Raw genomic sequence first — 26285 nt, forward strand, 5'->3', positions numbered from 1 at the left:
ATCTCTGCATGAGGGAAGGCGCGGTCTAGGTGTCACCTAGATTCCAGTGATTTCCCGTCAACTGGCGTTCGGGCGTGGCGGTAGGTTCTCCAATCGCCGCACCTCGTCCACGTCCATCCACGGTTCGTTATTGAGCGCCTTGGCGTAGAACTCGGCACGCTCCCCAGCGGTACCACGCAGCAGTGCGTCCACTGCGTGTTCGGCGTAGAACCGTTGGCGAGCAATGGGGCCGAGCATTTGATGGGAGATGGCCGACTCCCACAGGTTGAGCCAACGTGTCAGGCTGAACTTGACGAACTGCTCGCCCAGGCTTTCCACATTGTTGTAGCTAGCCTGTTCCAGAGTCTGAACAAGAATGGGCGGAACGCGGAACATGCGGCAGACTTCGGTCACGCTGAAGTTCATGGCCTCCAGCCACTGTGCGTCTTCATTGGAGAGGCCGATGTTCTCCAGTTTCAAGCCGCGCACGCCCATGACAAGCGTCTTGCCGGCATTGGCAGGCGAGGAGTAGCTATCCATCACGCCGCGAATGGCGGTCAACTGTTCGCTGTTGAGGTCTTGTTTGCCGTCGTTATAGAGAACGGACGCCGGCCGCGCACCGCGCCCAAAGCTGGCCGCGCCATGTGTGCGCAGGGACAGCGCCAGGCCCAACGATTCACGGGCGATGGTCACGCGACTCTTTCCGACAATCGAACCTGGCTCGGTGCGGTCGCGTAGATGCAGCACTTCATCGGCCAGCAGACGCACGGGCCGGCCTTGGTCGTCGGTGTAGTCATAGCGATAGCGGCCACTGTCCAGCTTCACGATGGACATGCGACCCGGATGCATCGGGTGCAAGGCGGTCACTTCCCCCGCACCGTTGAACTCCTTGCGAGCGTATCCGTTGCCGTTCAATAGCACGCTAGCTGTCATGCACTCGCGGAGCTCCATGCCCGACTGATAGTCGTTCGGGCGTTCCAGGACTCGGGACAGCCAATGACCGTCCGCGCGTTCCCGGCTCCCGTCCTCGTTGCGGCGGTAGGTGTGCAACGGCAGGCAGGCCGTGGACTCGCTCAGGGCCTGCACGCATGCAAACACGGCAGAAATGGACTCAGCCGATTTGGCGTCAACATATGAGCCGGCCGTGGTGTTGTTGCCACCGTTTACCAGTGCGTTCCAGGAAGGGTCTTCGGCGCGGCGCTCGGTGCGGCCACGCAGCATGTCCAGAATCTTCATTTGACAGTCTCCAGCCAGTAGCGCAGTAGCGACAACTGGTTTTGCGGTTGCAGGCTGCGCAGATGGACTTCGGTGGCCCCGTAGGCCGGCCGGCTCTGGACGATGGACACCTCATCCAGCACCACGTTGCGCAGTTCGCGCGTGTTGCCGTTCCAATGGTCACCGCCGGCCGGTACGTTGAAGGCGAAGGAACAGCCGCCCAGGTCACCACGCTGCGCCAGTGCGGCTAGGTCACGCCCGGCCTGCGTGTCGGGCAGTTCCAAGGAGAACGCCAGGCCCGTGTCATCCTCCGACAGCGTGAGCGTGCCGCTACGAGTGCGGCCCAATACGCGGCTGGTATCGTGGTCCGAGAGAGCCAGAATGTCCGCGCCGGACGCCAGGGAGGCCGCGAAGGCCCCGCGCCGGATTACTTCGGTGAAGTCGCCAATCGTGGTGGGGCTGTCGAACTTGGCGATATAGCCCGTCAGCTTGCGGCCGTGGGCGGTCACACCGGCCGTGGCGCGTTTCTCGATGGTCATGGGGTGTCTCCATAGACACAGCCCGCCGCTGGGACGGGCTGTGCAGGGCTGGCGGTTACAGCACGATGTCGGAAGCGACAACGAACGCTTGCGGATGGCGCACGCCCACGTCCACGGTGGACATGGCGCGGACCAGCACGCCGCCACGGCCATAAGCCGGCTGGGCGTAAGGATTGACGAGAATGTCAATCTCGGACCACAGGCCAAGAATCACTTGGCTCCAATCACCCAGGATGGCAATGCCGGTATCAGGATCGGGCGTGGCGTTGTTCGGCACCTGATTCGTGCTGTAGGACTGGATGCCCGCCATGCGGCCGTCGTCGCCCAGCAGGTAGATGCCCGTGCCGGTGGACTTCTCCGTGCCGGCGAACTTGGCCGCGACGCTGGGATTGAACAGCCAGGACGACGCGTCCACGTTCGCCAGTTCTGCCTTGGCCTTCATCGCCAGCACGTTCGCCCAATTGAGCGTCGCGAGGTTGGCGGTCTGGATGCCCACGGTGGAAAGCACGCCGGTCGGCTCATTGGTGCCACCGCCCTTGATGAGCGCCGAGTCGATGGCCTGCGCCAGCACCGCCGCGAAGTCATCGCGCACCAGCTGTTCCACGTCGGGGCTGGATTGCATAATGAGCTGGCGGGACAGTTCGGTGAGGCCACCGGCATGCTTCGGTGTCAGCGTGATGTTGGAGGGGTTCACGTCCGACTCGGGCACAGCGCCGTTCTCGGCAACCCAGCCAACAGACACGCCCGTGCCGTGCTTCGGGATGCTGACGTTGCCATGCAAGCCGGACAGTACGCGCACGCCCAGGCGACGCGCCAGCAGGCGGTTGCGCAGCGGCTGGATGTAGAGGTCCGCACGGTGATCGGTCGGCACCAGTTCCGGCGCGCTGCCGGTGGTGTTGACGCGACGTTCCAACGCGGACATCGGCACGAACGTGCCCTGCGCCTTGCGGCCGGTGCGGCGTTCGGTTTCCTGTGTGTATTCCAGTTCCGCACCGGTCAGCGCGCGCTGTTCCACGCCAGCCTGGAGGACGCGCATGAGGGACACGCGGGATTCCAGCGCGCCGATGGTGTCACCACCGTTGCCGGCGATGACGGTCACGCCAGTGGAGCGGCGCTCGGCATCGTCAACGAACTGCTGGCGGGCTTCGGCCGCTTCCAGTTCGGTGACTTCTGCCTTCAGTGCGTCGAACTTCGCGGCCTCATCGGTGTTGAGGTTGCGGTTCTCGGTTTGGGCCTTGGCGAGCAGCGCGCGCTGTTCGGCCACCTTGGCAGCCTTACGCTGCCGGATTTCTTGCAGGGTCATAACTTGCTCCGGGAGTTGTTTGGGATATCCCGGTTCGCTATTCAATGCGGTTGCGGGTGGATGTAAAGCAAGCGGTCATGCGACGGCTTGCGATTCGTGGCGACACGATTGGTTGACGCCGCGAAGCGGCAAAGTGCGCAAACTGAGGGCCGAGCAAATTAGGGGCAAACGTGTCACGTCGGATCACCACGTATGTTCGTCGGTGTCCACGGGCATGGGTACGGAGGTCGGAGGTCGGAGTCGGAGTTCGTTCTATTCGGCCTATAGCCAAAACGTGCATGTATAACGCGTACCTCAAACCTCAAACCTATATTCCCTCTCTACTACTACTTTGGTTTATCTCCGACCTCCGACCTTTGATGAGGCAAAGAAAATAGATTCAATGACTTAGGTCGGGTCGGAGTTCGGGTCGGAGTTCGACAACTCCGACCGTATGTCGTCGTTGCTGAGTTCAACGCCGTTACGCAGCCACACCGTGCAAGCCACGCCGTTCCACTTCACGTCTCTCTCCAGCTTGCTGAAGCCAAGCCGCGTGAACATCTGGTGCAGCGAGCGGCCCTTGGGCATTTCAAAGCTGTCAAAGCGCGCTCTGCCTTCCAGCAGTCGGCTAAGGTGGGAGCTAGAGAACACGCGCGCGGTCACGCCGTGGGCACCAGCCTCAATGATCGACTTGGCGACACTCTCAGCCTCATCCTCGCTGCTCGCCATCATCCGGCGCTTCTCAGGCGTCATCGGCGCTGAGCCGTTCACGTCGAAGTCCACGGGGATGTCGATGCCCAGGAACCACGCGCGTAGCTCGCCCGCGCAGTGATTCTTTGCGTAGTCGATAGCGTCAGTGCGTGCCTTCCAACTAGCAGCATCCAGGCCGCAGTAGTCGAGCATTCCCGCGAGGTCTGCCCACGGCGTGAAGATCACGAACCAGCGGCGGTCGGTTGGTTCCAAGGGCAGGGCGTTGTTGTGATTGGTGTTGGCCCAGTGATTCGTGCAGTTCCAAGCCTGATATGGCTTGGCACCTTTTGGGTTCACGTCAACGATGTTATTGCTTACGAATTCCTTCATTGCGTTGTAGAGCTGGTGTCGTGCCTTTCCAGTCAGCATGATTTCTTCAATGATGTTGACCGCACCGCGCACAGCCCAATCGGTGAACCCGCCGCTGTTGGCAATATTTGAGTTCGACGTAGTGGAGAGATTGCGATAGCCCATCGCGGCGCGCAGCACCGCAGCGGCTAGGGTTTTCCCGTCGCCGTGGATACCCTTTAGGATCGGCGACCACCGAATTTTCACGCCAGGGCGTTGCACGTTGTGCGCCATCCAGCACAGAAGATTGAGGTACACGTCATCGCGCCGGCCGCACATGTCGTACAAAAGAAATTTGAAGGCTTCGATGCCCGCGCAGCCTTTAGGCGTTGGTGGTGTAATTGGCGGCAGCGATGACGGGCTATAGGAGTTGGCGAACCTCACGCCGTCCCACGTATAAAACGCGGGGCAGTCCGGCCGATAGCCGACACGTTCCACAATAGGCATGTTCCAGAACTGCGTGGCTTTCTCGGCTGCGCTGAGTCGCCGGCCAGACTCGCCAATGGGCATGCGCCGGCCAAACGCGACATCGAAGCTGCGAAGGCTCATATACTCATTGTTCGACGTGTTGAAGAACGCGTCTTGCGAGGTGACCCAGCAGAACGGCGTGGCCCATTCCGGGAGTTCGCCATCGGTGCGCGGCAGCGCGGGCGGGAACAACAGCGCGCGCAGCTTACCGATAGGCACCTCCGCGTCGCAGAATTTCAGTTTCTTGTAGACAGCCTTGACGATGCGCTCTTGCAGCGCGCCAGGCATGCCGGAGCTCTGGATGCAAGGGATGACGCTGTTGTGCAGTTCCCGGTCGTCGGCCGCTGCGGATACCCAGTCCAGTATTTCGTTTAGCCTTTCGTAAATCTCATCCGAAAGGCGCGGCGCGTCCACCACTGTTACCAGTGATCCGCCATTGGTTGAATCTGTCATGTGATCCTGCCATTGGTCCGCGTGAGAGTTTCCCTTGCCAAGGTGTGCGCGGGTGATGCGGCAGTTAGGTGCGCTGTTTGCTGTAAGGCTGAACCAGCAGCCACATGCAGAACGAATACCAGGATGCCTCATCGCGGTTGCGCTCTAGCTGAGAGTGCACAAACAGCGCGCGTGCAGCCCTCAGTTCGCCAGGCTCATCCGCCAGCATTTCAGGCGGTACGTCGAACCAATGCAGTGATGCGTTATGCCAGCAAGCGATGATGTCATCGCGGCTTACATGACGATGTGTCTTGCACAAGTCGTCAATGACGCGGGGGTCAGGCGTCGGCATGTTCCACCCCCGCAGCCGGATAGAACGCCCGGATGGTCACGTCGATGGCCCTGCGCATCGCGCGGCGGTAGTGATCTTCGGTCGTCAAGCCATAGCAGGCAAAAAGCTGGCAGACCGCCTCGCGCTCTTGTGCAGGAAGCCGGTCAAGCTTAGCGGCGTAGTCACGGCCACCAGCAATCCAGCGGTCAATCTCAGAAGCCGGGGCGTGCGGAAACACTGTGCGGATTCGCTCGTGGATTTGCATGTCAGTTCAACTCCCGACGTGCAAGCCACTGCTCATAGAGCTTCATTGCCAGTTCGTCGCAACTGCGGTAATCGGCCTCATCGCCTGATTCCATCCCTTCCACTAGAAGGATGCAGGCCGCAGTAGCTTCGTCGGGCACCGGCTCATTGTGGGCAAGCTGAAACATCGCGCTGAGCTTCGTCAGCACTTGGCCCAGGATGAACATGCGGCGGTGGCTGTCGGACGGCCAATGCTCCGCTACGAACTCCGCGATGCGCGGAGGAAAGATTTTGGCGGTCATGATTAGGCCCTCCGGCGCTGGCGCGCGCGTTCGGCCTTGGCACGCTCAGGCGTGCGGCGGTCATCGAGGTTGCGCGCCATGTAGCGCACGGGCCGGCCGGCATTGCTTTCGGATGCCAGGAAGGTCAACCATTTCTGAGCGGCTGTCGGCGTCGCGAAGCGTTTGCGGCCGACAACAACCGTTTCCAGGTCGCCGCACGCTATGGCGCGGTCAACGTTGCTTAGCGACTGTCCGGTGATGGCCGGCAGTTCCAGCCGGCTAAACATTAGTTTGTTCGTCATTCTCTGTGTCCTCGTGACGGGTCGGCGCGACGCGTCGTGAGTTCACAGTAGTTTCTTTTTCCTTTGCGCTATTCCTGATAAATCCGGAGTTATCAGGAATCTGCCGGGTACCACTTGTAGTACGTGTCGGTGCCTATGCGGTGCAGTTCACAGAGCGTGGCGATAGGTGTGCCGCGCTTCCTGTTTGTTTCGAATATCTTCTCGCAAATCGCGCCTTCTCTAATCCAGTTCTGAACCCACTCAAATTTTTCTTTTCTTGTTTGAACTGGCAGTGCGTCCAGGTCAATCACGTTAGGTTGTGCCGAACGATCTGCGTTCTTTTTCGGTCGTCCGGGCTTCCGGGACTTCGGATCAATGATCGCGTCGGCTAGTGCATCCACCAGTCCGCGAAGAAAAGCAGGGTCCGATTCACGGCTGGCGAGAGACTTGGCACGCTCCGCAGTTGCTACCGCGTAGCCTTGTTCTAGCCGTCGCTTTACGTCGGCCAATAGCTGCTCGTTTGTGGGCCTACGTAGCATCATAGGAACTCAACCTTTGCCAGCTTCTCGCGGGCTGCGCCGTGCACCAGGTGCCCGTAGTGCTTCTCAATCATCGCTAGCGACGTGCCCGCCAGCTTGGCGACGGTCAGCAAGTCCATGCCCCCAACAATGGCGTCAGTGATCCAGCAGTGCCGCAGGGTGTACAACACCACGCCATCCGGCATGTTGGCAGCGGTCGCGGCCTTCCGCACCTGATCGGCCCAATCGTAGTGTTGCCACTCGGTGCCGCCATTGGTGAACAAGTGCGCTGCCGGCAGCTTTCCCTTGGACAGCCGATCAAAGAGGGCCTTAGCCGCAGGGGAGAGAGGCACGGTCCGGGTGTGGCCCTTGGTGCGAAACGTCACGGCTGCGTGCAGGGCGTCATAGTCACGCCGCAGCACCGCCGCAGGGTCGCCGGGGCGGCACCCGGTCAGGGCGATGCACTCCATGACGTTGCGGATATCGTCGCCAGCGTTGGCGAGTAGGGCGCGGCGTTGTTCCCGGTCTAGGTAGAGTTCACGCCGGGTGCCGACCTTTTCATAGGGCTTCACGTTGGCCCACTCAATCATGCGGTCAGGTGACACCTTCCGGCGCTCCACCGCCCGATTGAGGGCTGCAACCAGCACGGTCCGCATACGGTTGACGCTCGCCTTGCTGAGAGGTTTAGCGGTCGGCGGTCGGCCCTTGCGGGTGGGGAGGTCGGCCAGGTCGCCACGTTCCACCCGGTCGCGCCAGTCCTCTACGTCGTCTTGTGTCAGCTTGGCTAGTCGTACCTTACCTATACGGTCGGAATACACGGTGCGCTCAAACCGGCGCTCCGCATCGCCGGCCGTGGAGGTCCGGCCGTCCTTCAGCAGCGCGGCCACATAGTCACGGCAGGCGTCCGCTACGGTGTCCGTGGTGGTCTTTGGGGTAGGGGTGCCATGTTCGGCAGCGGTCGCCAGTTGGGACAGCGCCTGAGTGCGCGCCATGTCCAACGTCATCACCGGGAACGTGCCGATGATTCGCTCTTGTCCACGCCCCCAAGTGATGGCCCATGTTTTCGCGCCCGTTGCGTTTACACGCAGCAGCAGCCCCGGCACTTTGGCGTCACGCAGCCGATACAGCTTGCCGGTGGCCTTCGCGTCTTTGACGCTTTTCTCTGTGAGCGATTCCCGCGTGACCTTAGGCAAAGGTAGTCTCCGTCCTGCAACCGTCCTGCAAAATACAGGAAAGTGCGACACGTCGCAAAACGTCACATGCCTATAAAATCAGTCACTTAAATGTAAGTATCTGATTTTTATTTCGCCTTTACAACCTTCACACGGCAGGGGTCACAAGTTCGAACCTTGTACCGCCCACCAGTTGTACGCAAAGGCCCGGCGCAAGCCGGGCCTTTGCTTTTTCGCGTCCGGTCGGGACGTGCAGGAGGGAGCGCCCCAGGCGTCAATCTCAAATCCTGCGACGGCGGTGGTTTGTGATGGCGACCTTTCTGGAGGCCGCCCATGTCCGTACCCGCCCGGCAAATCGCCCGTTCCCATCGTGATCTGCTGCCGGCCGGTACCGCCGACGGCAGTCGCCTGTCCGAGCGGTTGGCGGCCAAGTATCCGGATCGAGTGACCGGCCAGTTGACCGTGCCCGGGCGCGAGGGGCGCTACGCCCCATTGCCGGAAACCCTGCCGCCGGCGCTGGCGCGCGCGCTGCGCCAGCGCGGGGTCGAGCGGCTCTATTCGCATCAGGCCGAAGCCTGGGCACACGCCGCGGTGGGCGAACATCTGGTCATCGCCACGCCCACCGCCTCGGGCAAATCGCTTTGCTACACGCTGCCGGTGGCGTCGGCGGTGATGGGCGGCAGCGCCAAGGCGCTGTACCTGTTTCCGACCAAGGCGCTGGCGCAGGATCAGGTCAGCGAACTGCTGGAACTCAACGCCGCCGGCGAGTTGGGCATCAAGGCCTTCACCTTCGACGGCGATACGCCGGGCGACGCGCGCCAGGCCATCCGCCTGCATGGCGACATCGTGGTCAGCAATCCTGACATGCTGCACCAGGCGATCCTGCCGCACCACACCAAGTGGGCGCAGTTCTTCGAGAACCTGCGCTACGTGGTGATCGACGAAGTCCATACCTACCGTGGCGTATTCGGTTCGCACGTGGCCAACGTGCTGCGCCGCCTGCGTCGGGTGTGCGCGTTCTACGGCGCCTCGCCGCAGTTCATCCTGTGCTCGGCCACCATCGGCAATCCCAAGGCGCACGCCGAGGCGCTGCTGGAAGCCGACGTCCACGCCATCACCGAGTCCGGCGCGCCCAGCGGCGACAAGCATGTGCTGCTGTGGAATCCGCCAGTGGTCAATCCGGATCTGGGCCTGCGCGCATCCGCGCGTTCGCAGAGCAACCGCATCGCCCGGCTGGCGATCAAGGCGGGGTTGAAGACGCTGGTGTTCGCCCAGTCGCGGACCATGGTCGAGGTGCTGACCAAGTACCTCAAGGACGTGTTCGACCACGACCCGCGCAAGCCCGCGCGGATCCGCGCCTATCGCGGTGGCTACCTGCCGACCGAGCGCCGCCAGGCCGAGCGCGACATGCGCGACGGCCGCATCGACGGCATCGTCTCCACCTCGGCGCTGGAACTGGGCGTGGACATCGGCAGCCTGGACGCGGTGGTGCTGAACGGCTATCCCGGCTCGATTTCCGCCACATGGCAGCGCTTTGGCCGCGCCGGCCGGCGCCAGCAGCCTTCGCTGGGCGTGCTGGTGGCCAGCTCGCAGCCGCTGGACCAGTACGTGGTGCGGCATCCGGACTTCTTCGCCGACAGCCCGCCCGAACACGCGCGTATCGCCGCCGACCAGCCAATGATCCTGCTCGATCACATCCGCTGCGCGGCGTTCGAACTGCCGTTTCTGGCGGGCGAGCATTTCGGTCCGGTGGACCCGGCGCCATTCCTGGAACTGCTGAGCGAGGACAGCGTGATCCATCGCGAGGGCGATCGCTACGAATGGATCGCCGACAGCTATCCGGCCAACGCGGTCAGCCTGCGCGCGGTGGCGGACGGCAACTTCGTGGTGGTGGACCGCACCGACGGCCGCCAGACCATCATCGCGGAAGTGGATTTCAGCGCCGCGCCGCTGACCCTCTACGAAGGCGCCATCCACATGATCCAGTCCACGCCCTACCAGGTCGAGCGGCTGGACTGGGAAGGCCGCAAGGCCTACGTCACCCGCACCCACGTCGACTACTACACCGACGCCATCGAATACACCAAGCTGAAGGTGCTGGAGCGTTTCGACGGCTGCCGCGCGGGGCAGGGCACCTGCCATCACGGCGAAGTGCACGTGGTCCGGCGCGTGGCCGGCTACAAGAAGATCCGCTACTACACCCACGAGAACATCGGCTACGGCCCGGTCAACCTGCCGGATCAGGAAATGCACACCACCAGCCTGTGGTGGCAGCTGCCGCCGGAGACCCTGCATGCGGGCTTCGCCTCGCGGCAGGAGGCGCTGGATGGTTTCCTCGGCGCGGCCAACGCGCTGCACATCGCCGCCACCGTGGCGGTAATGGCCGAAGGCCGGGATCTGCAGAAGGCGGTGGGCGATGGCGACGGCGCCTGGTTCGCGGTGCCGGATGCGCAGGGCAGGGGACAACTGCGCGGCGGCGAAGGGCAATTGCTGTCGCCGCTGGAAGGTGACCGCTTCGTGCCCACGCTGTACCTGTACGACAACTACCCTGGCGGCATCGGCCTGAGCGAACCGCTGTGGCGCCGGCAGGCCGAACTGGTACGGCGTGCGAGCGAACTGGTGGATGGCTGTGGCTGCCGTGCCGGTTGCCCGGCCTGCGTCGGTCCCATCCTGGCTGCCGACGAGACTGCGGAAGTCACCCCCAAGGTGCTGGCGCGACGCGTGCTGGAACTGCTGGCGGTCGCATGAGTACCGCGCTGGAGCACTTGCGCCGGCTGCGCCAGCAGGCCGGGCATCCCACACCCGTCGCATCGCCACCTGCGGTCCGCGCGCCGGCTACCGACATGGCCACTTCGTTGCGGCGGATGCTTGGTGTGCGCACGCGTTCGGCACCGCCCTCGCGCGCCGCCGCGCACCAGCGCATCCTGCCGGGCGAGGAGATCGCCGATGGCCTGCATCTGATCGAGCGGATATTGCCGTGGCCGGCGATACCCGAGTCGTTCGACGGCGCGTTCGCGCGCGAGGATCTTCTTTCCGCCTCGCAGCTTCTTTTCTTCGATACCGAGACCACCGGACTGGCGGGTGGCACCGGCACCCGCGCCTTCATGATCGGCGCCTCGGATTTCGTTCCCGAAGGGCTGCGGGTGCGACAGTTGCTGATCGCGCACCTGGCCGCCGAGCGCGCCATGCTGGATACCTTCGCGGGCTGGCTGCGGCCGGACATGCGGTTGGTCAGCTACAACGGGCGCTGCTACGACGCGCCCCTGCTGATCACCCGCTACCGGTTGGCGCGTCGTCGCAATCCGCTGGAAGGATTGGCCCACCTGGACCTGCTGTATCCCACACGCCGGCGCTATCGTGGCGTCTGGGAAAACTGCCGCCTCGCCACCATCGAGCGGCGCGCACTGGAGATCGTGCGCGAGGATGACCTGCCAGGTTCGGAAGCGCCCGCGGCCTGGTTGGGTTATCTGCGTGGCGGCTCGTCCGAACTGCTGCATCGGGTGGCCGCACACAACTTTCAGGACGTCGTCACGCTGGCCCGCCTGCTCGCGCACTTGTCTTCCGCCGGGCCGGTGGAAGGGCGTTCGCTGCCCGGAATCGCGCCAAAAATTTGACGAATTCCGGTTTCGACGCCGCCTTTCCACGGCGGTTGTGTGAAGGGCTGCGCAATATCGCGTGACAGCCCTTCAGGAATGTCATCGCGCGGCCGAAAAATCGGTAGATTTTCGCGCGGGCGTGTATCCAGGGTTCGGATGCGCCACTGGACAATGGTTTGAAGGGGAAGTGCCTTGCGGATCCTGTATGTGGGCGACACCGCCTGTTTGCCCGATGATCTGACCGACTACATCGGCGACATGGGCGACGAATGGAAGGTCGAGTTCGTTGCCGACGGCAACGCCGCCATGTTCGCGGTCGCCAATTCCCCGATTGACGTGTTGATCGTCGGCCCGGGCCTGCCCGACTTGCCACCGGCCACGCTGCTCGGCCAGATTCGCACCCTGCGTCCGGAAACCATCCGCATCGCGCTGCTGGAAAACACCGAAGCCGGCGTTTCTCCACCCATCAAACTGATTGGCGTCGCCCATCGCTTCCTGCCGCTGCCACTGTCTTCCGAGACCGTGCTGGAAGCCATCCACAGCCTGGAAGAACTGCGCGACCTGCTGGACAGCCCGCGCCTGCGCCGCGTCATCGGCCGGGTCGAGCACCTGCCGTCGCCGCCGCACCTGTACTTCGCGCTGACCCGCGCACTGGAAGAGGACGACGGCGACAGCAACGACATCGCTCGCATCGTCTCCGGCGATCCGGCCATCGCCGCCAAGGTGCTGCAGTTGTGCAACTCGGCCTATTTCTCCAACGGCCGCGCGATCACCGATCTGCGCGCGGCGGTCACAAGGCTGGGGCTGGCGACCCTGCGTGATCTGGTGCTGGCCAGCGAAGTGTTCTCGATCAAGACCGGCAGCAACGTCGATCGCCTGGCCCTGCAACAGCGCGCCCTGATCGCCTCGCGCCTGGCCGCGCGCATCCTGCCGAAAACCAGCGCCGAACTCGGCGCCACCGCCGCACTGCTCGCCGACGTCGGCCTGCTGTTGCCCGGCGTGCGTGACGAACGCGAACCCGTCGCCGCCGAAGGCGACGAACGTCCCGGCCACACCGAAGCCGGCGCCTACCTGCTCGGCCTGTGGGGCCTGCCCATGCCCATCGTTGAAGCCGTCGCCTTCCACCGCCAACCGCAGCGCTCCAGCCTGCGCAGCTTCTGGGTCCCCGGCGCCGTGCACGTCGCCGGCGCGCTCGCCAGCAACGAGCAAGTGGACGAGGACTACCTCAAGTCGCTGGGCGTGCTGCATCAACTCGCCGGCTGGCGGGAGATGGCGGATAGCCTGTTTGATCGGGTAGCTAGCGCGGCTTAAGCAGGGGCCTCGCTCCCTGGTGAAGCATCGCTCATCCATACTCTCACTGCGTCACTGTGGACGGGATGCTTGTCCGCAGTTATGACGGAGCAGATCAAAGGAACCCGTTGCTGGTCAGCATCGCGGGACAGCTTGACTGCTTCGATAATCCCCGTTATTTATCCAGTGGAACGCTTCTCGCGAGGCGTTCTTGTTCCGACTGAGGGAATGACGGCCGGAGGCGCCAATGGAATCGCCGCAATGTACTGAGCTGCGTCCATCGAAAGGGTGCAGGCCGCCGCTGGAGTAGTACCCAGGAGAAGACATGGAACCGAGGTCACGCTGGATCGCGTTGCTTGTGGTTTGTTCTGTGATGGGAGGCGTGAGGGCGCAGGAAGTCCCGGTGGGGGACGAGTACCTGCGCAGGTTTATGAAACCATCCAGCCGGTGGGCGATACTCCGTTCGGGGAGCGCCTGAATCTCTACACCGGAGATCTGACCTTCAGCCAGACGGATGTTTTGCTGGAAGGAACGGGGCCGACCATCACGCTTGTCAGGCAACTTGCCAGCATGGCCGAGAGCGAATCCCGACTGCAGCCCTACATGATGGGCGACTGGGTGCTTTCAATCCCGCGTATTGAAACCGTGGTCAGCGCCAATCTGATGACCGGGGATCCGGGCCAACCGGGTGACCGCTGGATGGTGATCTCATCGTCGGATCCCAACCGACACAAGCGTTGCACCTTTTTCGGGCGACCCGTGGCATCGCCGGGCTTCGGTTTCAACGGATCGGTCTGGGCAGGCGTCGAGATGGTGACGGAGGATGGTCAGCGACAGACTTTCCTCAAGCGTTCCACGCAGAATACGTCCGCTCCCGTGATGACCGATTCGCTGGGACAGCCCATCTCATTCCCGGTGGTCACCCAGGACAACTGGCAGGTGGATTGTCTCGCGGTGGTGGCGGATTTGCCGGAGGCGTAAGAGGAGGGCTCGTATTAAGGAATGCGGCGAATTTTAGTAGAGAGTTGCGAGTTGCAGATCTTGGCCTCAAGGGCTCTATACAAAGCTTCGTGGAACTTTTGCGTTAAAAGATGGTGTCGCAACTATCCGAGTCGACATGATTAAGGGGAAAATTTCGAACCCCCTGAAAATTGTTGGGAACATGATCAATACGGCTAAGGCGAATGGCGCGACAACGCTAAGAATTAAGGGGTCATCGCGGAGCCTAGACTCCATAATACTATTCAGTCGCGCTATGGTTTAACAACGAATGGCGCGACAGATGTAATAACTGTTCCGGTGAGGTGAGTGATGAAGGTTGCCGTTAGAGCTTATCGAATTCTGTTTCCAATGGAGAATTTTCGCAAAGATTGGTCGCAGGATGCTGAGCTTTTTAAAATTCATGGAGATGGGATGGGTATTCCATTGGGTGGGTATAAGAACCCTGGTGAAGATGGAGGGGTTGTCGGTTTTTTTGAAGCCGGAGTTGCGTGGCGGGATGGAGAGCGAGTAGTCAAAGTTAAGTACTCGGACCTGGCGGAGGTGGAACTTCCGAATGAAAAGGAGAGTAAATCACTTGTGCTGGTAAGCAAGGATGGGCGACGAGATCAACTTCCGGTGCAGGGTTATAAGGAAAATTTTTTGACTCCATGACATTTCTAAGGTTTTTTCTTCGTGTGATGGATGATTTGAAGGAAGGGTGAATTTTATCTTCCTGAAAATAGGTAAATAGCTAATAGCAGCTATGGCAGGTTCTATCGGCTGGATTTTCCGCATATAAAGCAGTATTCATCCATAGAACGCGGGCGCTAGCAGCCCGTGTTTTTGTTACGCGTCGTTGGCCGGTTCGACGTTGGGTTTGCCGGCGTGCCAGCGGAGCTGGTCGAGGATGTGGCTGGCGTCGTGGGCGAGGCCGGCGAAGCAGTCACTCAGGGGTTGCAGCGGGATGGGCAGGCTGTGGTGCTCGTCCTGGCGGAAGCGGGGACTGATGAGCAGGGACAGCAGTTTGAGGTGGTCACGCAGCTGGATGAGATTCAGCTGGGTTTGTTCTTCCAACAGATAGACCATTCGAACATTGGTCATGGGGACCTCCATTTCTTCGTTGAAGAATCCCGGCGCGCGTGAGTGCGGCCGGGTGCCGGGAGGTCAGATACCGCACGTAGTCGGCTGGGCTATTTCCCATACGGGTCTTGCATTCACCCACCTCCCGGCATTGAAACGAGGTCGCCGGTTGCTATCCGGTGATGAAGAAAAGAGCCGCCGGATAACAGGGGTAGTACCGCTACGTGGGGAGGTCTGAACTCCTGATGCAGGAGTCTGCCGATGTGGTTGGGCGGTGTCGACTAACTTTGAGCGTTTTTGCTTCAGTGTTTCTGGGCTCACTTTTTTATTCGCGTGACGACGGGCGTCTGTTGTGTTTGGCGAAGTGGCGAGTGGTGGTGGTCGGCGCCAGGAGCAAATCCCCCTCAGTCCCCCTTTTTCAAAGGGGGAGGCAGAGGTAGTCGTTTTTGCTGGGATGTTGGTTATCTTGAAGAACGCGTGGACTGCGTGCGTCACGGTAGCCTTCCCTGCGACGATCGTGTCGCTGGGCGAAGCTCTGGTCGACTTCCGACTTCCGACTTCCGACTTCCGACTTCCGACTTCCGACTTCCGACTTCCGACTTCCGACTTCCGACTCCCGACTCCCGACTCCCGACTCCCGACTCCCGACTCCCGACTCCCGAATCCCGAATCCCGAATCCCGAATCCCGAATCCCGCCCCTCACCCCATCATCTTGAACAGCGACAACTGCTGCATCTGCATGAACACGCTCTGCGCAGCCTGGAGGGCGGTGTTTTCCAGGTTGTAGCGGCCGATGGCCTCGGCCCAGTCGAGGTCGCGCAGGCTGGAGAGGGTGCCCTTGAGGGTGACGGCGTTGGCGTCGCGCAGTTCGGCGGCGCTGTCGATGGCCATCAGCTGGGCGCCGCCACTGGCGCGGGCGTCGATCATGTGGCCCTGGGCGCTGGCGACGTCGCGCATGGCGGCCTGCAACTGGTTCTGCATGGCGGCGCGCTGGGCGTCGGTGGTGGGATTGGTTTCCAGCGCGCCGATCAGGTTCTGGATGGTCGCGAATACGTCGCGGGTGGCGGAGGGACCGATGTTGAATGCATCGCCAGTGTCGGGCTGGCCGTCGATCTTCACCTGCACGCCGGCGAAGGCGATGCTCTGGCCCTTGGTGTAGGTGCCGGTGGAAATCGGGATGGGGCCTGCACCGTAGACCTCGTAGGTGGTCGGGCTGGTGAAGCGGATGCTGTACTGGCCGCCGTCGTAGGCGCTGGAATCGGTGACGCTGAGATCCATCAGCAGGCCGGTGCCGGTGTTGGCACCGGCGGCGGCGCCGTCGATGCGGCCGGTGCCGGTGCGCAGGCGCAGGAAGATTTCGCTGCCGGGCAGGGTGTCGGAGACGAAGGTGTCCGGCGCGACCTCGACCTGGCGCTGGGTCTGGTCGCCGCTGTAGATGACGCCGCCGGCTGCCAGCGCGAACGGGGCGCTGCCGTCGGCGGTGCCGCCGAACAGGTAGCGGCCGGTGCCGTCGGTGCTGTTGGCCAGATCCAGCAGGCCGTCATGGATGGATTTGAGTTCGGCGCTGATCGCTTTGCGGCTGTCGTCGCCGAGCGCGGCGTTGTTGGCCTGCACGGTCAGTTCGTGCACGCGCGCCATCGCGTCGCCAACCAGCTTGAGCGCGTTTTCCTGCAGGCCCAGGCGGTTCTGCAGGGTGCTGGCGTTGGCGGCGAAGCGTTCCAGTTCGGCCAGGGTGCGATCCAGGCCAACGGCATTGCCGGCGGCGACCGGATCGTCCTTGGCGCTGATCAGCTTCTGCCCGGAGGCGAGCTGCTGCTGGGTGTGGGCCAGCTTGGCCTGCTTGGCCAGCATCGTGGTGATCGACTGCTGGTACATCAGGCCGGTGGAGATGCGGTTGTTCATCGGCGGGTCGCGCTCAGCAGGGACTGGAACAGGGTGTCTGCGGTGGAGATGATCTGCGCCGCGGCCTGGTAGGCCTGCTGCAGGCGCATCAGATCCGCCGCTTCCTCATCCAGGTTGACGCCGGAAATGGCATCGCGCGCGGCCTGCGCCTGATCCTGCAGCACCTGCTGCGCCTCGGCCGAGTAGTCGGCCTGGCGCGCGGCCGAGCCAACCGTGGTGGTCAGGCCGGAGATGGCGCCGTTGAGGGTAAGGGTGCCGCCGTTGAGTTTGCGCGCGTCGTCCAGGTTGGACAGCAGCTTGGCGTTGCCGTTGTCGCTGGAGTTGGCGCCGGTGGGGCCGAGGTTGAAGGCGTCCCCGGCGGCGGGTGCACCGTCGAGGGTGACGCTCCAGCCGTTGTGGGTGATGGCCTGGCCGGGCGTGTAGGTGAACGGGCCGGCGCCGTCGATGGTGTACTGGTTGGCGTCGATGAATTCGATCACCGACGGTGCCAGCAGGTTCGGATCCGCCGGGTTGGTGATGGTGACCGCGCCCAGCTTGCCGGTGCCGGTGTTGGCCAGATCGGCCTTGGCCTTGACCGGGCTGGCGGCGGCGATCCGGCTGGGATCGCTGATGGCGAGCTTGATCGTGCCGGCCGCGCCCGCGGTGGGTTGCAGCAGGAAGCGATCGTTGGCGGCGGGCGTGCCGCTGGACAACACCAGTTCCACGCCGTTGACCACCAGCGGATCGACGGCGGTGCCGGTCCCGGTGACCGGGATGGCGGTGCCGGTGTCGGGATCGGTGGCGACCCAGTTGCCGCCGTCGAAGCGCAGCATCACGTTCTTGCCGTTGAGCGCGCCCAGATCGCCCAGCGACGGTTGCAGCACGGCGTTGCCGGTGTTGCCCGAGTGCGACGAGATCTGCGGCTGCGGCGCGGTGAAGAAATCCCCGCCCATCTGGCCGTATTGATCCATGCCGGCGCGATGGCCTTCGTTGAAGGTCTCGGCCAGCGACATGGCGATGCGGCCGAGTTCGGCGATGGCCGGATCCAGCACGGTGGTGCGGAATTCCATCAGGCCGCCGATCTGGCCGCCGAGCGCGCGCTTGTCCAGGGTGACCCGCTGGCCGTTGGTTTCCAGCGCCACCTGCAGGCGCTCGGGCCGGTAGGGATCGGCCACGGTCACCAGCGAACTGGCGGTGGCGCCAACCACCATCGGCTGGCCACCGGCGGTGAACACGTTGATCTGGCCGCCGTCCTGCTGCACGGCGGTGCCGCCGGTGTAGCCGATCAGCTGGCTGATCAGTTGATCGCGACGATCCAGCAGATCGCCCGAGGCATTGGCGCCGTTGCCGATGCGACCGTTGAGCTGGGCGATTTCCTTGGCCAGCCGGTTCACTTCACCCACGGCGGAGGTCAGGCCGCTGTTGACCTCGCCATCCACCTTGTCCAGTTGCTGATCGATCTGGTTGAAGCGGGTGACCAGCGCGTTGGCCTGGGACAGCACGCTCTGTCGATCGGCCGCGCCGGCGGCGCTGGAGGAGAGCGCGCTGATCGAATCGAAGAAGCCCGACCACGGCGCGGCGATGCCGGTGGCCTTTTCCGAGAACAGGCTGTCCAGGCGGTTGGACAGCACCGACATCTGCTGCAGGCGGTTCAGTTCGCCGGTGCTGTCGAGCAGGCGCGCGGTGGCCAGCGAATCGGCCATGCGATGGACGTCGACGATCTGCACGCCGCCGCCCTGGTAGCCGTAGCCGTGGAAGGTGCCGTTGCGCGCGGCGAACTCGGTGCGCTGGCGCGAGTAACCCGGCGTGTTGAGGTTGGCGACGTTGTGGCTGACCGTGGACAGCGCCCGCTGGAAGGCGAGCAGGGCGCTGGAACCGGTGGCGAGGAGGTTGGACATGGACTACTCCGTTCAGCGGCCCAGGAAGCGGCTGGCGAGCGCGTTGCCCACCGTGGCACCAATCGCACCGCCGACGGTGTTGCCGACCGCGGAGATGACCTTGCCGAGGGTGGGACCGGTGGCGATGCTGGCGATCTTCTTCGCATACGACGGATCGGTGGCGTAGCCGGCCTGTTGCAGGCCGCGGGCGAAGCCGTGGATGTCCTTGCCGGCGGCCAGCGCCTTCTGGTAGCGCGGGTTGTTCTTCAGCAGGCGCACGTAGTCGGCGAAGCTTTCGGCCGGGGAGCTGTAGGCGCGGAAGTCGGCGGTCTCGTTCTGGCGCACGCCGTTGCGGTATTCGTGGGTGCCGGTGCGGGCGCGTTCGCCCTTCCAGCCGGTGGCCTTGATGCCGAACAGGTTGTGCGCGCTGCCGCCGTCGTTGCGCTGGATGACGCGCTTGCCCCAGCCGGTTTCCAGCGCGGCCTGGGCGACCAGGGCGCGCGGATCCACGCCCAGTTCCTTGGCGGCGCGCTGGGCGTGGTCCCAGATCTCGGCGACGAAGCGTTCGGGGGTGTTGCGGGCGTACTGCTGCGGATTGGCACTGGCGACCTGTTCCACCTCGTCGCACGCGGCCTGGGCTTCCGGCGCGGTCAGCGCGGCCCAGTCGATGCGCGGCAGGCCCATCGCGGCGCCGGGATCGCCGGCTTCGGCGGACGACGCGCCGGACAGGCTGGGCGCGCGCCCGGCGATCACGTCCAGCATCTGCTCGGCGCCGGACGGCATCATCTTGCGGTACTGCGACAGCGCGGTGTTGACCGGCACCGGCGCGGTGTTCGTGTCGGTGGCGCCGAGCTGGCGCGCGATCATCGGCGCCAGGCCCATGCCCTTGCCCTGGGTCATGGCCTTGGCGAGCTGCTGGTCGTACATCTCGCGGAACATCTGGTTTTCGCCCGGGAACAGCGAATCCCCGAAGCTGGCCTCGCGCATGCACTTGATCAGCATCTGCGCGAACTGGCCCTCGAACTTCTGCGCCACCTCGTGGATGCGCGCGTTGTCCGCCGCCGGGTTGGCGGTCGGGTTCAGCGGCAGGGTGGGCTGCAGGATGTTCATCAGATGATTTCCAGCTCCGCACGCAGCGCGCCGGCCTGCTTGAGCGCTTCCAGGATGGCAATCAGATCGCCCGGCGCGGCGCCGACCTCGTTGACGGCGCGGACGATCTCGTCCAGCGAGGTGCCGCCCTCGAACTTGAACATGCGGTTGCCTTCGGCGGTGATCTGCACGTCGGATTGCGGGGTGACCACGGTCTGGCCGCCGCGATTGAAACTGTTGGGCTGGCTGACGTTGGCCGATTCGGTGATGGTGACGGTCAGCGAGCCGTGGGTGACCGCGGCCGGCATCACCTGCACCTGCGCGCCGATCACGACAGTGCCGGTGCGGGCGTTGACGATGACCTTGGCCGGCGCGCTGCCCGGGGTCAGTTCCAGGTTCTCGACCTGGGCCAGGAAGTTGACCCGGCTGCCGGCATCGGCCGGCGCGCGCACCGCCACGGTGACCGCATCGACCGCGTAGGCGGCGCCGGCGCCGAAGCGCTGGTCCAGCGCGGCGACCATGCGCGAGACGGTGGTGAAGTCGGCCTGGTGCAGGTTGAGGGTGACGCTGCCGCTGCCGTCGTTCATCGCGTTGGGCACCGCGCGTTCGACGATGGCGCCGTTGGGAATGCGGCCGACGCTGGGCACGTTGACCGAGACCTTGGAACCGTCGCGGCCCTGCGCGCCGAAACCGCCGACCACCAGGTTGCCCTGGGCGATGGCGTAGACCTCGCCGTCGGCGCCGCGCAGTGGGGCCATCAGCAGGCTGCCGCCGCGCAGCGAGGTAGCGTTGCCAATGGACGAGACGGTGATGTCGATCGGCTGGCCGGGCTTGGCGAAGGCGGGCAGGTCGGCATGGATGGCGACCGCGGCGACGTTCTTGAGCTGCGGATTGACGTTGGGAGGCACATTGACGCCCAGTTCGCCCAGCAGGTTCTTCAGGCTCTGCACGGTGAAGGGCGCCTGGCTGGTGCGATCGCCGCTGCCGTCCAGGCCCACCACCAGGCCGTAGCCGACCAGCGGGTTGCTGCGCACGCCGCCGACCTGGGCGAGATCCTTGATCCGCTCGGCGCGCGCCGACGGCGCCAGGCAGGCTAGCACCATCAGCCACCACAGCAGGGCGCCGATCGTGGTCCACGGATCGACGCGGCGACGGTTGGGATCGCGCGGGTTGCGATGGAAGGGCAGGCGGATGGCCATCATGCGGCGCTCCCGGGTGACTCGTCAGTTCAGAGGGTTAATTGGGATAAATCGGCGAATTGAAGAAGCGCCCCAGCCAGCCCATCGAGTTGGACTGGGCGATGGCGCCGCGGCCGCCGTAGGCGATGCGCGCCTCGCCGACCTTGCTGGACGGAATGCTGTTGTCCGGCGAAATGTCGGCCGGGCGCACGATGCCCTGGATCTGGACGAGCTCGTCGCCCTGGTTCAGGCGCATGTTCTTCTGGCCCTGCACCACCAGGTTGCCGTTGGGCAGGCGCTGGATGACGGTGACGGTCACGCTGCCCTGCAGGCGATTGCTCTGCGCGCTCTTGCCATTGCCGTTGAAGCCGCGATCACCCTTGACCGAGGCGCTCAGCAGATCGCGGCCGTTGTAGGTCAACGGCGCGCCGGCGATGTTCGGCGCCGCCATGGTGACCTCGCTGGTCTTGTCGACCTGGGTGGTCGCGCTGGTCTGCGCGTTGGTGTTCTCGATCAGGTTGATCGTCAGCAGGTCGCCGACGTCGCGAGCGCGACGGTCGGAGTACAGGTTCAGGCCCGGGCCGGCGCGGTAGATCGCGCCGGAGGTGGGTTCGGCCTGCGCCGCCATCACCACCTGCACCGGCTGCATCGGCGCGAACGGGCGCACGTCGCCGAACGAGCGCGAACAGCCGGCCAGCGCGAAGACGCAGCAGGCGAGGGTGGCGGTGCGGGACAGGCGGGTCATGGCGGGCCTCAGACGTTGTTGTTCAGATAGCCGAGCATGGAGTCGGTGGTGGAGATGGCCTTGGCGTTCATTTCGTAGGCGCGCTGGGTTTCGATCATGCTGACCAGCTCTTCCACCACGTTGACGTTGGAACCTTCCAGCGAGCCCTGCACCAGGTTGCCCAGGCCATTGAGGCCGGGCGTGCCGTTCTGGGCGGGGCCGGAGGCGGTGGTTTCGACGTACAGGTTCTCGCCCTTGGCCTGCAGGCCGGACGGATTGACGAAGTCGGTGAGGGTGAGCGATCCGATTTCCACCGCCTGCGCCTCGCCGGCCATGGTCACGCTGACCGTGCCGTCGTTGCCGATGGTCATCGACTGCGCGCCCTCCGGCACCTGGATGCCGGGCTGTACGGCATAGCCGCTGTTGGTGACCAGTTCGCCCTGGGCGTTGATCTGGAACGAGCCATCACGGGTGTAGGCGGGCGTGCCATCGGGCAGCATCACCTCGAAGAAACCGCGGCCGTTGACCATCACGTCCAGCGAGCGCCCGGTCTGCTGCGGATTGCCCTGCTGGAAATCCTTGGAGGTGGCGACCACGCGCACGCCGGTGCCCAGCTGCACGCCGGACGGCAACTGGGTCTGCTGCGAGGTCGAACCGCCGGGCTGGCGCAGCTGCTGGTACAGCAGATCCTCGAAGCTGGCGCGGTCGCGCTTGAAGCCGGTGGTGTTGGTGTTGGCCAGGTTGTTGGAGACCACGGACATGCGCGTCTGCTGCGCATCGAGCCCGGTCTTGGCGACCCAGAGTGCCTGGTTCATGGCGTGGTCCTTTGAGCGATGGGATTGGGGATTCGGGATTGGGGATTCGACGTGGGCGTCGGATCCTTCTTCGCATGGGGAAGAGGCAAGGTCCGTGCCAACCCGGTGGTCGGGATTTCGACGCGGACAAGAACCGGGACGACGGCCACAAAGTCGCTGTTACCAATCCCTAATCCCGACTCCCCAATCACGGCCCCTAACCCCCCAGCCGCAGCAACTGATTCGACGATTGCGCCATGTCGTCGCCGGTGCGGATGACCTTGACCTGCATTTCGAACTGGCGCTGGAGCTGGATCATCTGCACCAGGGCGCCGGCGGCGTCGACGTTGCTGCCTTCGAGCACGCCGGTGGTCAGGCTGTTGCCCTGCGCCATCGGCGGGGGCGGCTGGGTGGGGTCGGCCGGACGCATCAGGCCGTCGGCGCCGCGCGCCAGTTGCGAGGCCGGCACGTCGACGATGCGCATGCGGGCGACCATCGCCATGGTCTGCGGGCCTTCGCCCTGCGGCACGATGGAAATGGTGCCGTCGGCGCCGAGATCGAAGGACTGCGCCGGCGGGATGGCGATCGGATTGCCGTTCTCATCGAGCACGGCGCGGCCCCCGTTGGTGACCAGCTGGCCGTTGGGGGTGACGCTGAGTTCGCCGTTGCGGGTATAGGCGGTGCCGCCGTCCGGCGCCTGCACGGCCAGCCAGCGGCCCGGTTGCAGCGAGACGTCCAGCGAACGGCCGGTGACCAACTGGGTGCCGGTGCGCGAATCGAAACCCGGATCCGTCAGCACCGCGTCCACGCGTGAGGGAAATCCCTGGCCGGGAATCTTGAACGCCTCGGTCGCGGCCAGGGCGGCCTTGAATCCCTTGGTGTCGACGTTGGCGAGGTTGTGCGACACCGCGCCCTGGGCCTGCAGCGAGGCGCGGGCGCCGGTCATGGCGACGTAGAGGGCTTTGTCCATGGGCAGGGATTCGGGATTGGGGATTCGGGATTGGGGAAGAGCGGGGAACGGAGCGGGATGGGGCGCGCTTTAGACAAATCCCCAATCCCGAATCCCGAATCCCCCCGTCATCAACGGATGTTGATGACGGTCTGCGTGATCTGATCCTGGGTGGACAGCATCTGCGAGTTGGCCTGGAAGTTGCGCTGGGCGACGATCATGTTGACCAGTTGTTCGGTCAGGTCGACGGTCGAGGCTTCCAGCGCGCCGGAGGCGACCTGGCCGAAGTCGGACGTGCCCGGCGCGCCGGTGCGCGGTTCACCCGAGGCGTAGCTGTGGGTCCAGGTGTTGTTGCCCTGCGAGACCAGGCCCTGCGGGTTGGTGAAGTTGGTCAGCGCGACCTGGCCGATGGCGCGGTCCACGCCGTTGGAGTAGCGCGCGAACACCACGCCTTCCGGCGACACGGTGAATTCGTTGAGCTTGCCGCTGGCGTAGCCATCCTGCCGCTGATCCTTCTTGGCGAAGGCTTCGCCGTACTGGTTGGTGCCGGTGATGTCCAGGGTCATGTTGAGCACGCCGGCTCCGGTGGTCGGGGTGAATGGCGCCAGGGCGATGCGGCCGTTGGCCGGCAGGGTCAGCGCGCCGTTGTTGTCGAACTGCACGGTGGTGGCCGGACCCATCGAGGTGCCGTCGACGTAGACGTGGGCTTGCCATTCGTTCGGATTGGCGGTCTTCACGTAATAGACCGACTGCTGGTGGGCCACGCCGAGCGAGTCGTACACGGTGACCGAGGTGGTCTCGTTGTAGCTGTTGCCGTCGTTGGGCGTGAACGGCGTGATGGTCGGCTGCGCGGCGTTGCCGGGCAGAGTGACGCCCAGGTTGACCAGGGTGGTCGGCGCCGGCGGGCTGTCGCTGGTCAGCAGTTGCAGGTCGACCAGGCGGCCGGTATCGAAACCGCTGCCGTCGGCGCGAGGCGGGAACACCTGCAGGCGGAAGCCGTCCGGGGTGGTGACGAAACCATTGGGATCGCGCTGGAAGTTGCCCGCGCGGGTGTAGACGTTGGTGCCGTTGTTGCTGACCGTGAAGAAGCCTTCGCGGTCCACCGCCAGATCCAGGTAGCGGCCGGTCTGGTTGATGTCGCCCTGCGAGAACTGCTGGGCCACGTTGGTCAGACGCACGCCGGCGCCGATGCCGTTGCGCAGCAGGCCATAGCCGGTGGTGGAAAACACTTCGGCGAACTCGGCACGCGATTCCTTGAATCCGGTGGTGCCGACATTGGCGATGTTGTGCGAGGTGACGTTGAGGTCGGCGTTGGCCGCCTTCATGCCGGAGAGCGAACTGTTGAAAGCCATGGAAAACTCCTTAGCGGATGCCGGGTCGGAATGGCCCGTGGATGTCAGGGATCAGGAAGCCGACTTGCCGATGCGCAGCACGTAGTCGAGCGGAGCGGTGCCCAGGCCGGGCAGGTTGAGATACAGGCCGTCGGAACCGATGGTCACGCTTTCCACGGTGGAATCGACGTAGGTGTTGAGTTTGGTGGCCTTGCCGGTGTCGTCGGTGTGGGTGGCCTTGATCGCATACATGCCTTCCGGTGCGCGTTCGCCGTTGGCCTTCACGCCGTCCCAGGCGAACGCGGTCTCGCCCTTGGCGGCGTCGAGTTCGATGGTGTCCACGACCACGCCGCTGGCGTCGGTGATTTCCACCTTGAGCGTGCCGGTGGCGGGCGACATGACCAGGCCGGTGGCGCTGCCCTGCGCGCCGAGCGCGATCTTTTCCGACGGCACCAGCACGTCGTGGCCGACCAGCGAGGCGCCCTTGAGCACCTGGTCGCCGGTCAGGGCGGTGGTGAAACCGTTGACGGTGGTGTTGAGTTCGCTGATGCCCTGCACGGTGGAGAACTGCGCGAGCTGGCCGATGAATTCGCTGTTGGACAGCGGCTTGAGCGGATCCTGGTGCTTGAGCTGCTCGGTCATCAGGCGCATGAATTCGGCCTGGCCCAGGCTTTCCTTCTTCTTGTTCGATCCGGTGCCGGTGGTGCTGTTGTTGATCGCGGCAAAGGGATCGCCATTCACGGCGGTGGTCATGCGGTTGCTCCGGTAGGCGGGACGCGTCAGCGGCCTATGGTCAGCGTGGCCAGCGCCAGTTCCTTGGCGGTGTTGAGGACTTCGACGCCGGCCTGGTAGCCACGCGAAGCGGAAATGAGGTTGACCATCTGCGCGACCGGATCCACGTCCGGCGCATAGACGTAGCCTTCGGCGTCGGCCATCGGGTGGCCGGGCTCGTAGCGCTTGATCGGCGGGGCTTCGCTCTGGGTGATCTCCTTGACCTGCACCGAGGTCAGCGAGCCGTCGGCGTTGAGCGGGCGGGCCTGGAAGATCGGTTCGATCGGCTTGTACACCGCCTCCGGCGAGGAGGCGATGGAATCGGCGTTGGAGAGATTGCTGGCGATGGTGTTCAGGCGCACCGACTGCGCCTGCAGGGCCGAACCGGCGACGTCGAAGATCGGCAGGTTGCTCATGGCTTATTGCCCCGTGATGGCGGTGAGCATGGTGCGCACCTTGGATTCGATGAAACTCAGCGAGGCGCGGTACTCCAGCGCGGCGCGGCCGTAGGCGGCGCGCTCGGTGTCGGCGTCGACGGTGTTGCCGTCCAGGCTGGGCTGCACGCCCTGGCGTTCGTAGATCTGCGGGCCGAATTCCAGTCCGTTCAGATGGCGCCCGTCGGTGGTCTGCAACGGCGCGGCCTGGCGGGCGGCGGCGTTCTCCAGCACGGCCTGGAAGTTGAGATCCTTGGCCTTGTAGTTGGGGGTGTCCGCATTGCTGAGGTTGCTGGCGATCAACTGCATGCGCTGCTCGCGCAGCGGCAGGGCGGCGGCATGGACACCCAGGTAATCGCGGATGGGATTGGACATTGGCGGGCCCCGTTGGGAACGTTGCCCGGGTGGGTGCAAGGCTTGTGCCAGTCCGGGGGAGATGCTTCCCCCACTAAGTGCCGGTGCCATTCCTT

27 protein-coding genes are annotated in these 26285 nt (G+C 64.3%); 5 read left to right on the forward strand and 22 right to left on the reverse strand.

Annotation, left to right across the window (positions count from 1 at the left end; all coding sequences use genetic code 11):
* Positions 1–57: 57 nt before the first annotated feature.
* From IB228_RS14305 to IB228_RS14350, 10 genes are all read right to left on the reverse strand, one after another.
* Positions 58–1215, reverse strand: coding sequence for a phage portal protein (locus tag IB228_RS14305; RefSeq protein WP_192198965.1), 1158 nt, complete (start codon positions 1213–1215; stop codon positions 58–60).
* Positions 1212–1733, reverse strand: a complete 522-nt coding sequence (locus tag IB228_RS14310; protein ID WP_192198966.1) for an HK97 family phage prohead protease — start codon at positions 1731–1733, stop codon at positions 1212–1214. Before IB228_RS14310 ends, IB228_RS14305 begins: the two co-directional genes overlap by 4 nt.
* A gap of 55 nt (positions 1734–1788) precedes the next feature.
* Positions 1789–3036 (reverse strand): phage major capsid protein, encoded by a 1248-nt coding sequence (locus IB228_RS14315; protein WP_192198967.1) that lies wholly within the window; start codon positions 3034–3036, stop codon positions 1789–1791.
* Between the two features lie 387 nt (positions 3037–3423).
* Positions 3424–5034 carry a primase-helicase family protein gene (locus tag IB228_RS14320; protein WP_192198968.1) on the reverse strand — a complete coding sequence of 537 codons (1611 nt, stop codon included), beginning with the start codon at positions 5032–5034 and terminating at the stop codon, positions 3424–3426.
* A 64-nt stretch (positions 5035–5098) separates the two neighbouring features.
* Positions 5099–5365, reverse strand: coding sequence for a hypothetical protein (locus IB228_RS14325; protein ID WP_192198969.1), 267 nt, complete (start codon positions 5363–5365; stop codon positions 5099–5101).
* A complete protein-coding gene (locus IB228_RS14330) occupies positions 5352–5609 on the reverse strand; it encodes a hypothetical protein (protein ID WP_192198970.1) in 258 nt (85 codons plus the stop codon). Before IB228_RS14330 ends, IB228_RS14325 begins: the two co-directional genes overlap by 14 nt.
* Position 5610: 1 nt before the next feature.
* Positions 5611–5889: a hypothetical protein gene (locus IB228_RS14335; protein ID WP_192198971.1), complete on the reverse strand. Its 279-nt coding sequence runs from the start codon at positions 5887–5889 to the stop codon at positions 5611–5613.
* Between the two features lie 2 nt (positions 5890–5891).
* Entirely contained in the window at positions 5892–6170 is a 279-nt protein-coding gene (locus IB228_RS14340; protein ID WP_192198972.1) for a hypothetical protein, read from the reverse strand.
* Between the two features lie 92 nt (positions 6171–6262).
* Positions 6263–6658 (reverse strand): hypothetical protein, encoded by a 396-nt coding sequence (locus IB228_RS14345; RefSeq protein WP_192198973.1) that lies wholly within the window; start codon positions 6656–6658, stop codon positions 6263–6265.
* 29 nt (positions 6659–6687) lie between these two features.
* Complete coding sequence (locus IB228_RS14350) at positions 6688–7860, reverse strand: integrase family protein (protein ID WP_192198974.1); 1173 nt, start codon at positions 7858–7860, stop codon at positions 6688–6690.
* Positions 7861–8172: 312 nt separating this feature from the next.
* Here IB228_RS14350 and IB228_RS14355 point away from each other — a divergent pair, with 312 nt between their 5' ends.
* The 5 genes from IB228_RS14355 to IB228_RS14375 all read left to right on the forward strand — a co-directional run bounded on the left by IB228_RS14355 (position 8173) and on the right by IB228_RS14375 (position 14378).
* Positions 8173–10587 carry a DEAD/DEAH box helicase gene (locus IB228_RS14355; RefSeq protein ID WP_192198975.1) on the forward strand — a complete coding sequence of 805 codons (2415 nt, stop codon included), beginning with the start codon at positions 8173–8175 and terminating at the stop codon, positions 10585–10587.
* Positions 10584–11453 carry a ribonuclease H-like domain-containing protein gene (locus tag IB228_RS14360; protein ID WP_192198976.1) on the forward strand — a complete coding sequence of 290 codons (870 nt, stop codon included), beginning with the start codon at positions 10584–10586 and terminating at the stop codon, positions 11451–11453. The genes IB228_RS14355 and IB228_RS14360 overlap by 4 nt, the downstream gene beginning before the upstream one ends.
* A 174-nt stretch (positions 11454–11627) precedes the next feature.
* Complete coding sequence (locus IB228_RS14365) at positions 11628–12746, forward strand: HDOD domain-containing protein (protein WP_225562461.1); 1119 nt, start codon at positions 11628–11630, stop codon at positions 12744–12746.
* A gap of 426 nt (positions 12747–13172) precedes the next feature.
* A complete protein-coding gene (locus IB228_RS14370) occupies positions 13173–13706 on the forward strand; it encodes a hypothetical protein (protein WP_183637068.1) in 534 nt (177 codons plus the stop codon).
* A gap of 330 nt (positions 13707–14036) precedes the next feature.
* Positions 14037–14378, forward strand: a complete 342-nt coding sequence (locus IB228_RS14375; RefSeq protein WP_192198977.1) for a hypothetical protein — start codon at positions 14037–14039, stop codon at positions 14376–14378.
* Positions 14379–14552: 174 nt separating this feature from the next.
* Here the strand turns inward: IB228_RS14375 and IB228_RS14380 are convergent, their stop codons facing one another.
* The 12 genes from IB228_RS14380 to flgB all read right to left on the reverse strand — a co-directional run bounded on the left by IB228_RS14380 (position 14553) and on the right by flgB (position 26190).
* Positions 14553–14807 carry a hypothetical protein gene (locus IB228_RS14380; protein ID WP_192198978.1) on the reverse strand — a complete coding sequence of 85 codons (255 nt, stop codon included), beginning with the start codon at positions 14805–14807 and terminating at the stop codon, positions 14553–14555.
* A 679-nt stretch (positions 14808–15486) separates the two neighbouring features.
* Positions 15487–16689 carry a flagellar hook-associated protein FlgL gene (gene flgL, locus IB228_RS14385; protein ID WP_192198979.1) on the reverse strand — a complete coding sequence of 401 codons (1203 nt, stop codon included), beginning with the start codon at positions 16687–16689 and terminating at the stop codon, positions 15487–15489.
* Positions 16686–18566 (reverse strand): flagellar hook-associated protein FlgK, encoded by a 1881-nt coding sequence (gene flgK / locus IB228_RS14390; RefSeq protein WP_192198980.1) that lies wholly within the window; start codon positions 18564–18566, stop codon positions 16686–16688. Before flgK ends, flgL begins: the two co-directional genes overlap by 4 nt.
* 12 nt (positions 18567–18578) lie before the next feature.
* A complete protein-coding gene (flgJ, locus tag IB228_RS14395; protein WP_192198981.1) occupies positions 18579–19655 on the reverse strand; it encodes a flagellar assembly peptidoglycan hydrolase FlgJ in 1077 nt (358 codons plus the stop codon).
* Positions 19655–20737, reverse strand: a complete 1083-nt coding sequence (locus IB228_RS14400; protein WP_183641073.1) for a flagellar basal body P-ring protein FlgI — start codon at positions 20735–20737, stop codon at positions 19655–19657. Before IB228_RS14400 ends, flgJ begins: the two co-directional genes overlap by 1 nt.
* Positions 20738–20870: 133 nt before the next feature.
* Positions 20871–21557, reverse strand: a complete 687-nt coding sequence (flgH, locus tag IB228_RS14405) for a flagellar basal body L-ring protein FlgH (RefSeq protein ID WP_192198982.1) — start codon at positions 21555–21557, stop codon at positions 20871–20873.
* Between the two features lie 8 nt (positions 21558–21565).
* Positions 21566–22351 carry a flagellar basal-body rod protein FlgG gene (gene flgG / locus IB228_RS14410; protein WP_141452527.1) on the reverse strand — a complete coding sequence of 262 codons (786 nt, stop codon included), beginning with the start codon at positions 22349–22351 and terminating at the stop codon, positions 21566–21568.
* A 196-nt stretch (positions 22352–22547) separates the two neighbouring features.
* Entirely contained in the window at positions 22548–23300 is a 753-nt protein-coding gene (locus tag IB228_RS14415; protein WP_192198983.1) for a flagellar basal body rod protein FlgF, read from the reverse strand.
* Between the two features lie 110 nt (positions 23301–23410).
* A complete protein-coding gene (gene flgE / locus IB228_RS14420) occupies positions 23411–24631 on the reverse strand; it encodes a flagellar hook protein FlgE (protein ID WP_183637044.1) in 1221 nt (406 codons plus the stop codon).
* Between the two features lie 51 nt (positions 24632–24682).
* Positions 24683–25363 carry a flagellar hook capping FlgD N-terminal domain-containing protein gene (locus IB228_RS14425; protein WP_192198984.1) on the reverse strand — a complete coding sequence of 227 codons (681 nt, stop codon included), beginning with the start codon at positions 25361–25363 and terminating at the stop codon, positions 24683–24685.
* 26 nt (positions 25364–25389) lie between these two features.
* Positions 25390–25797, reverse strand: coding sequence for a flagellar basal body rod protein FlgC (gene flgC / locus IB228_RS14430; protein WP_192198985.1), 408 nt, complete (start codon positions 25795–25797; stop codon positions 25390–25392).
* Between the two features lie 3 nt (positions 25798–25800).
* Positions 25801–26190 (reverse strand): flagellar basal body rod protein FlgB, encoded by a 390-nt coding sequence (gene flgB / locus IB228_RS14435; protein WP_192198986.1) that lies wholly within the window; start codon positions 26188–26190, stop codon positions 25801–25803.
* Positions 26191–26285 lie beyond the last annotated feature (95 nt).

The organism is Pseudoxanthomonas sp. PXM04 (assembly GCF_014851695.1).
In the GTDB taxonomy this organism is placed as follows: Bacteria; Pseudomonadota; Gammaproteobacteria; order Xanthomonadales; family Xanthomonadaceae; genus Pseudoxanthomonas_A; species Pseudoxanthomonas_A beigongshangi.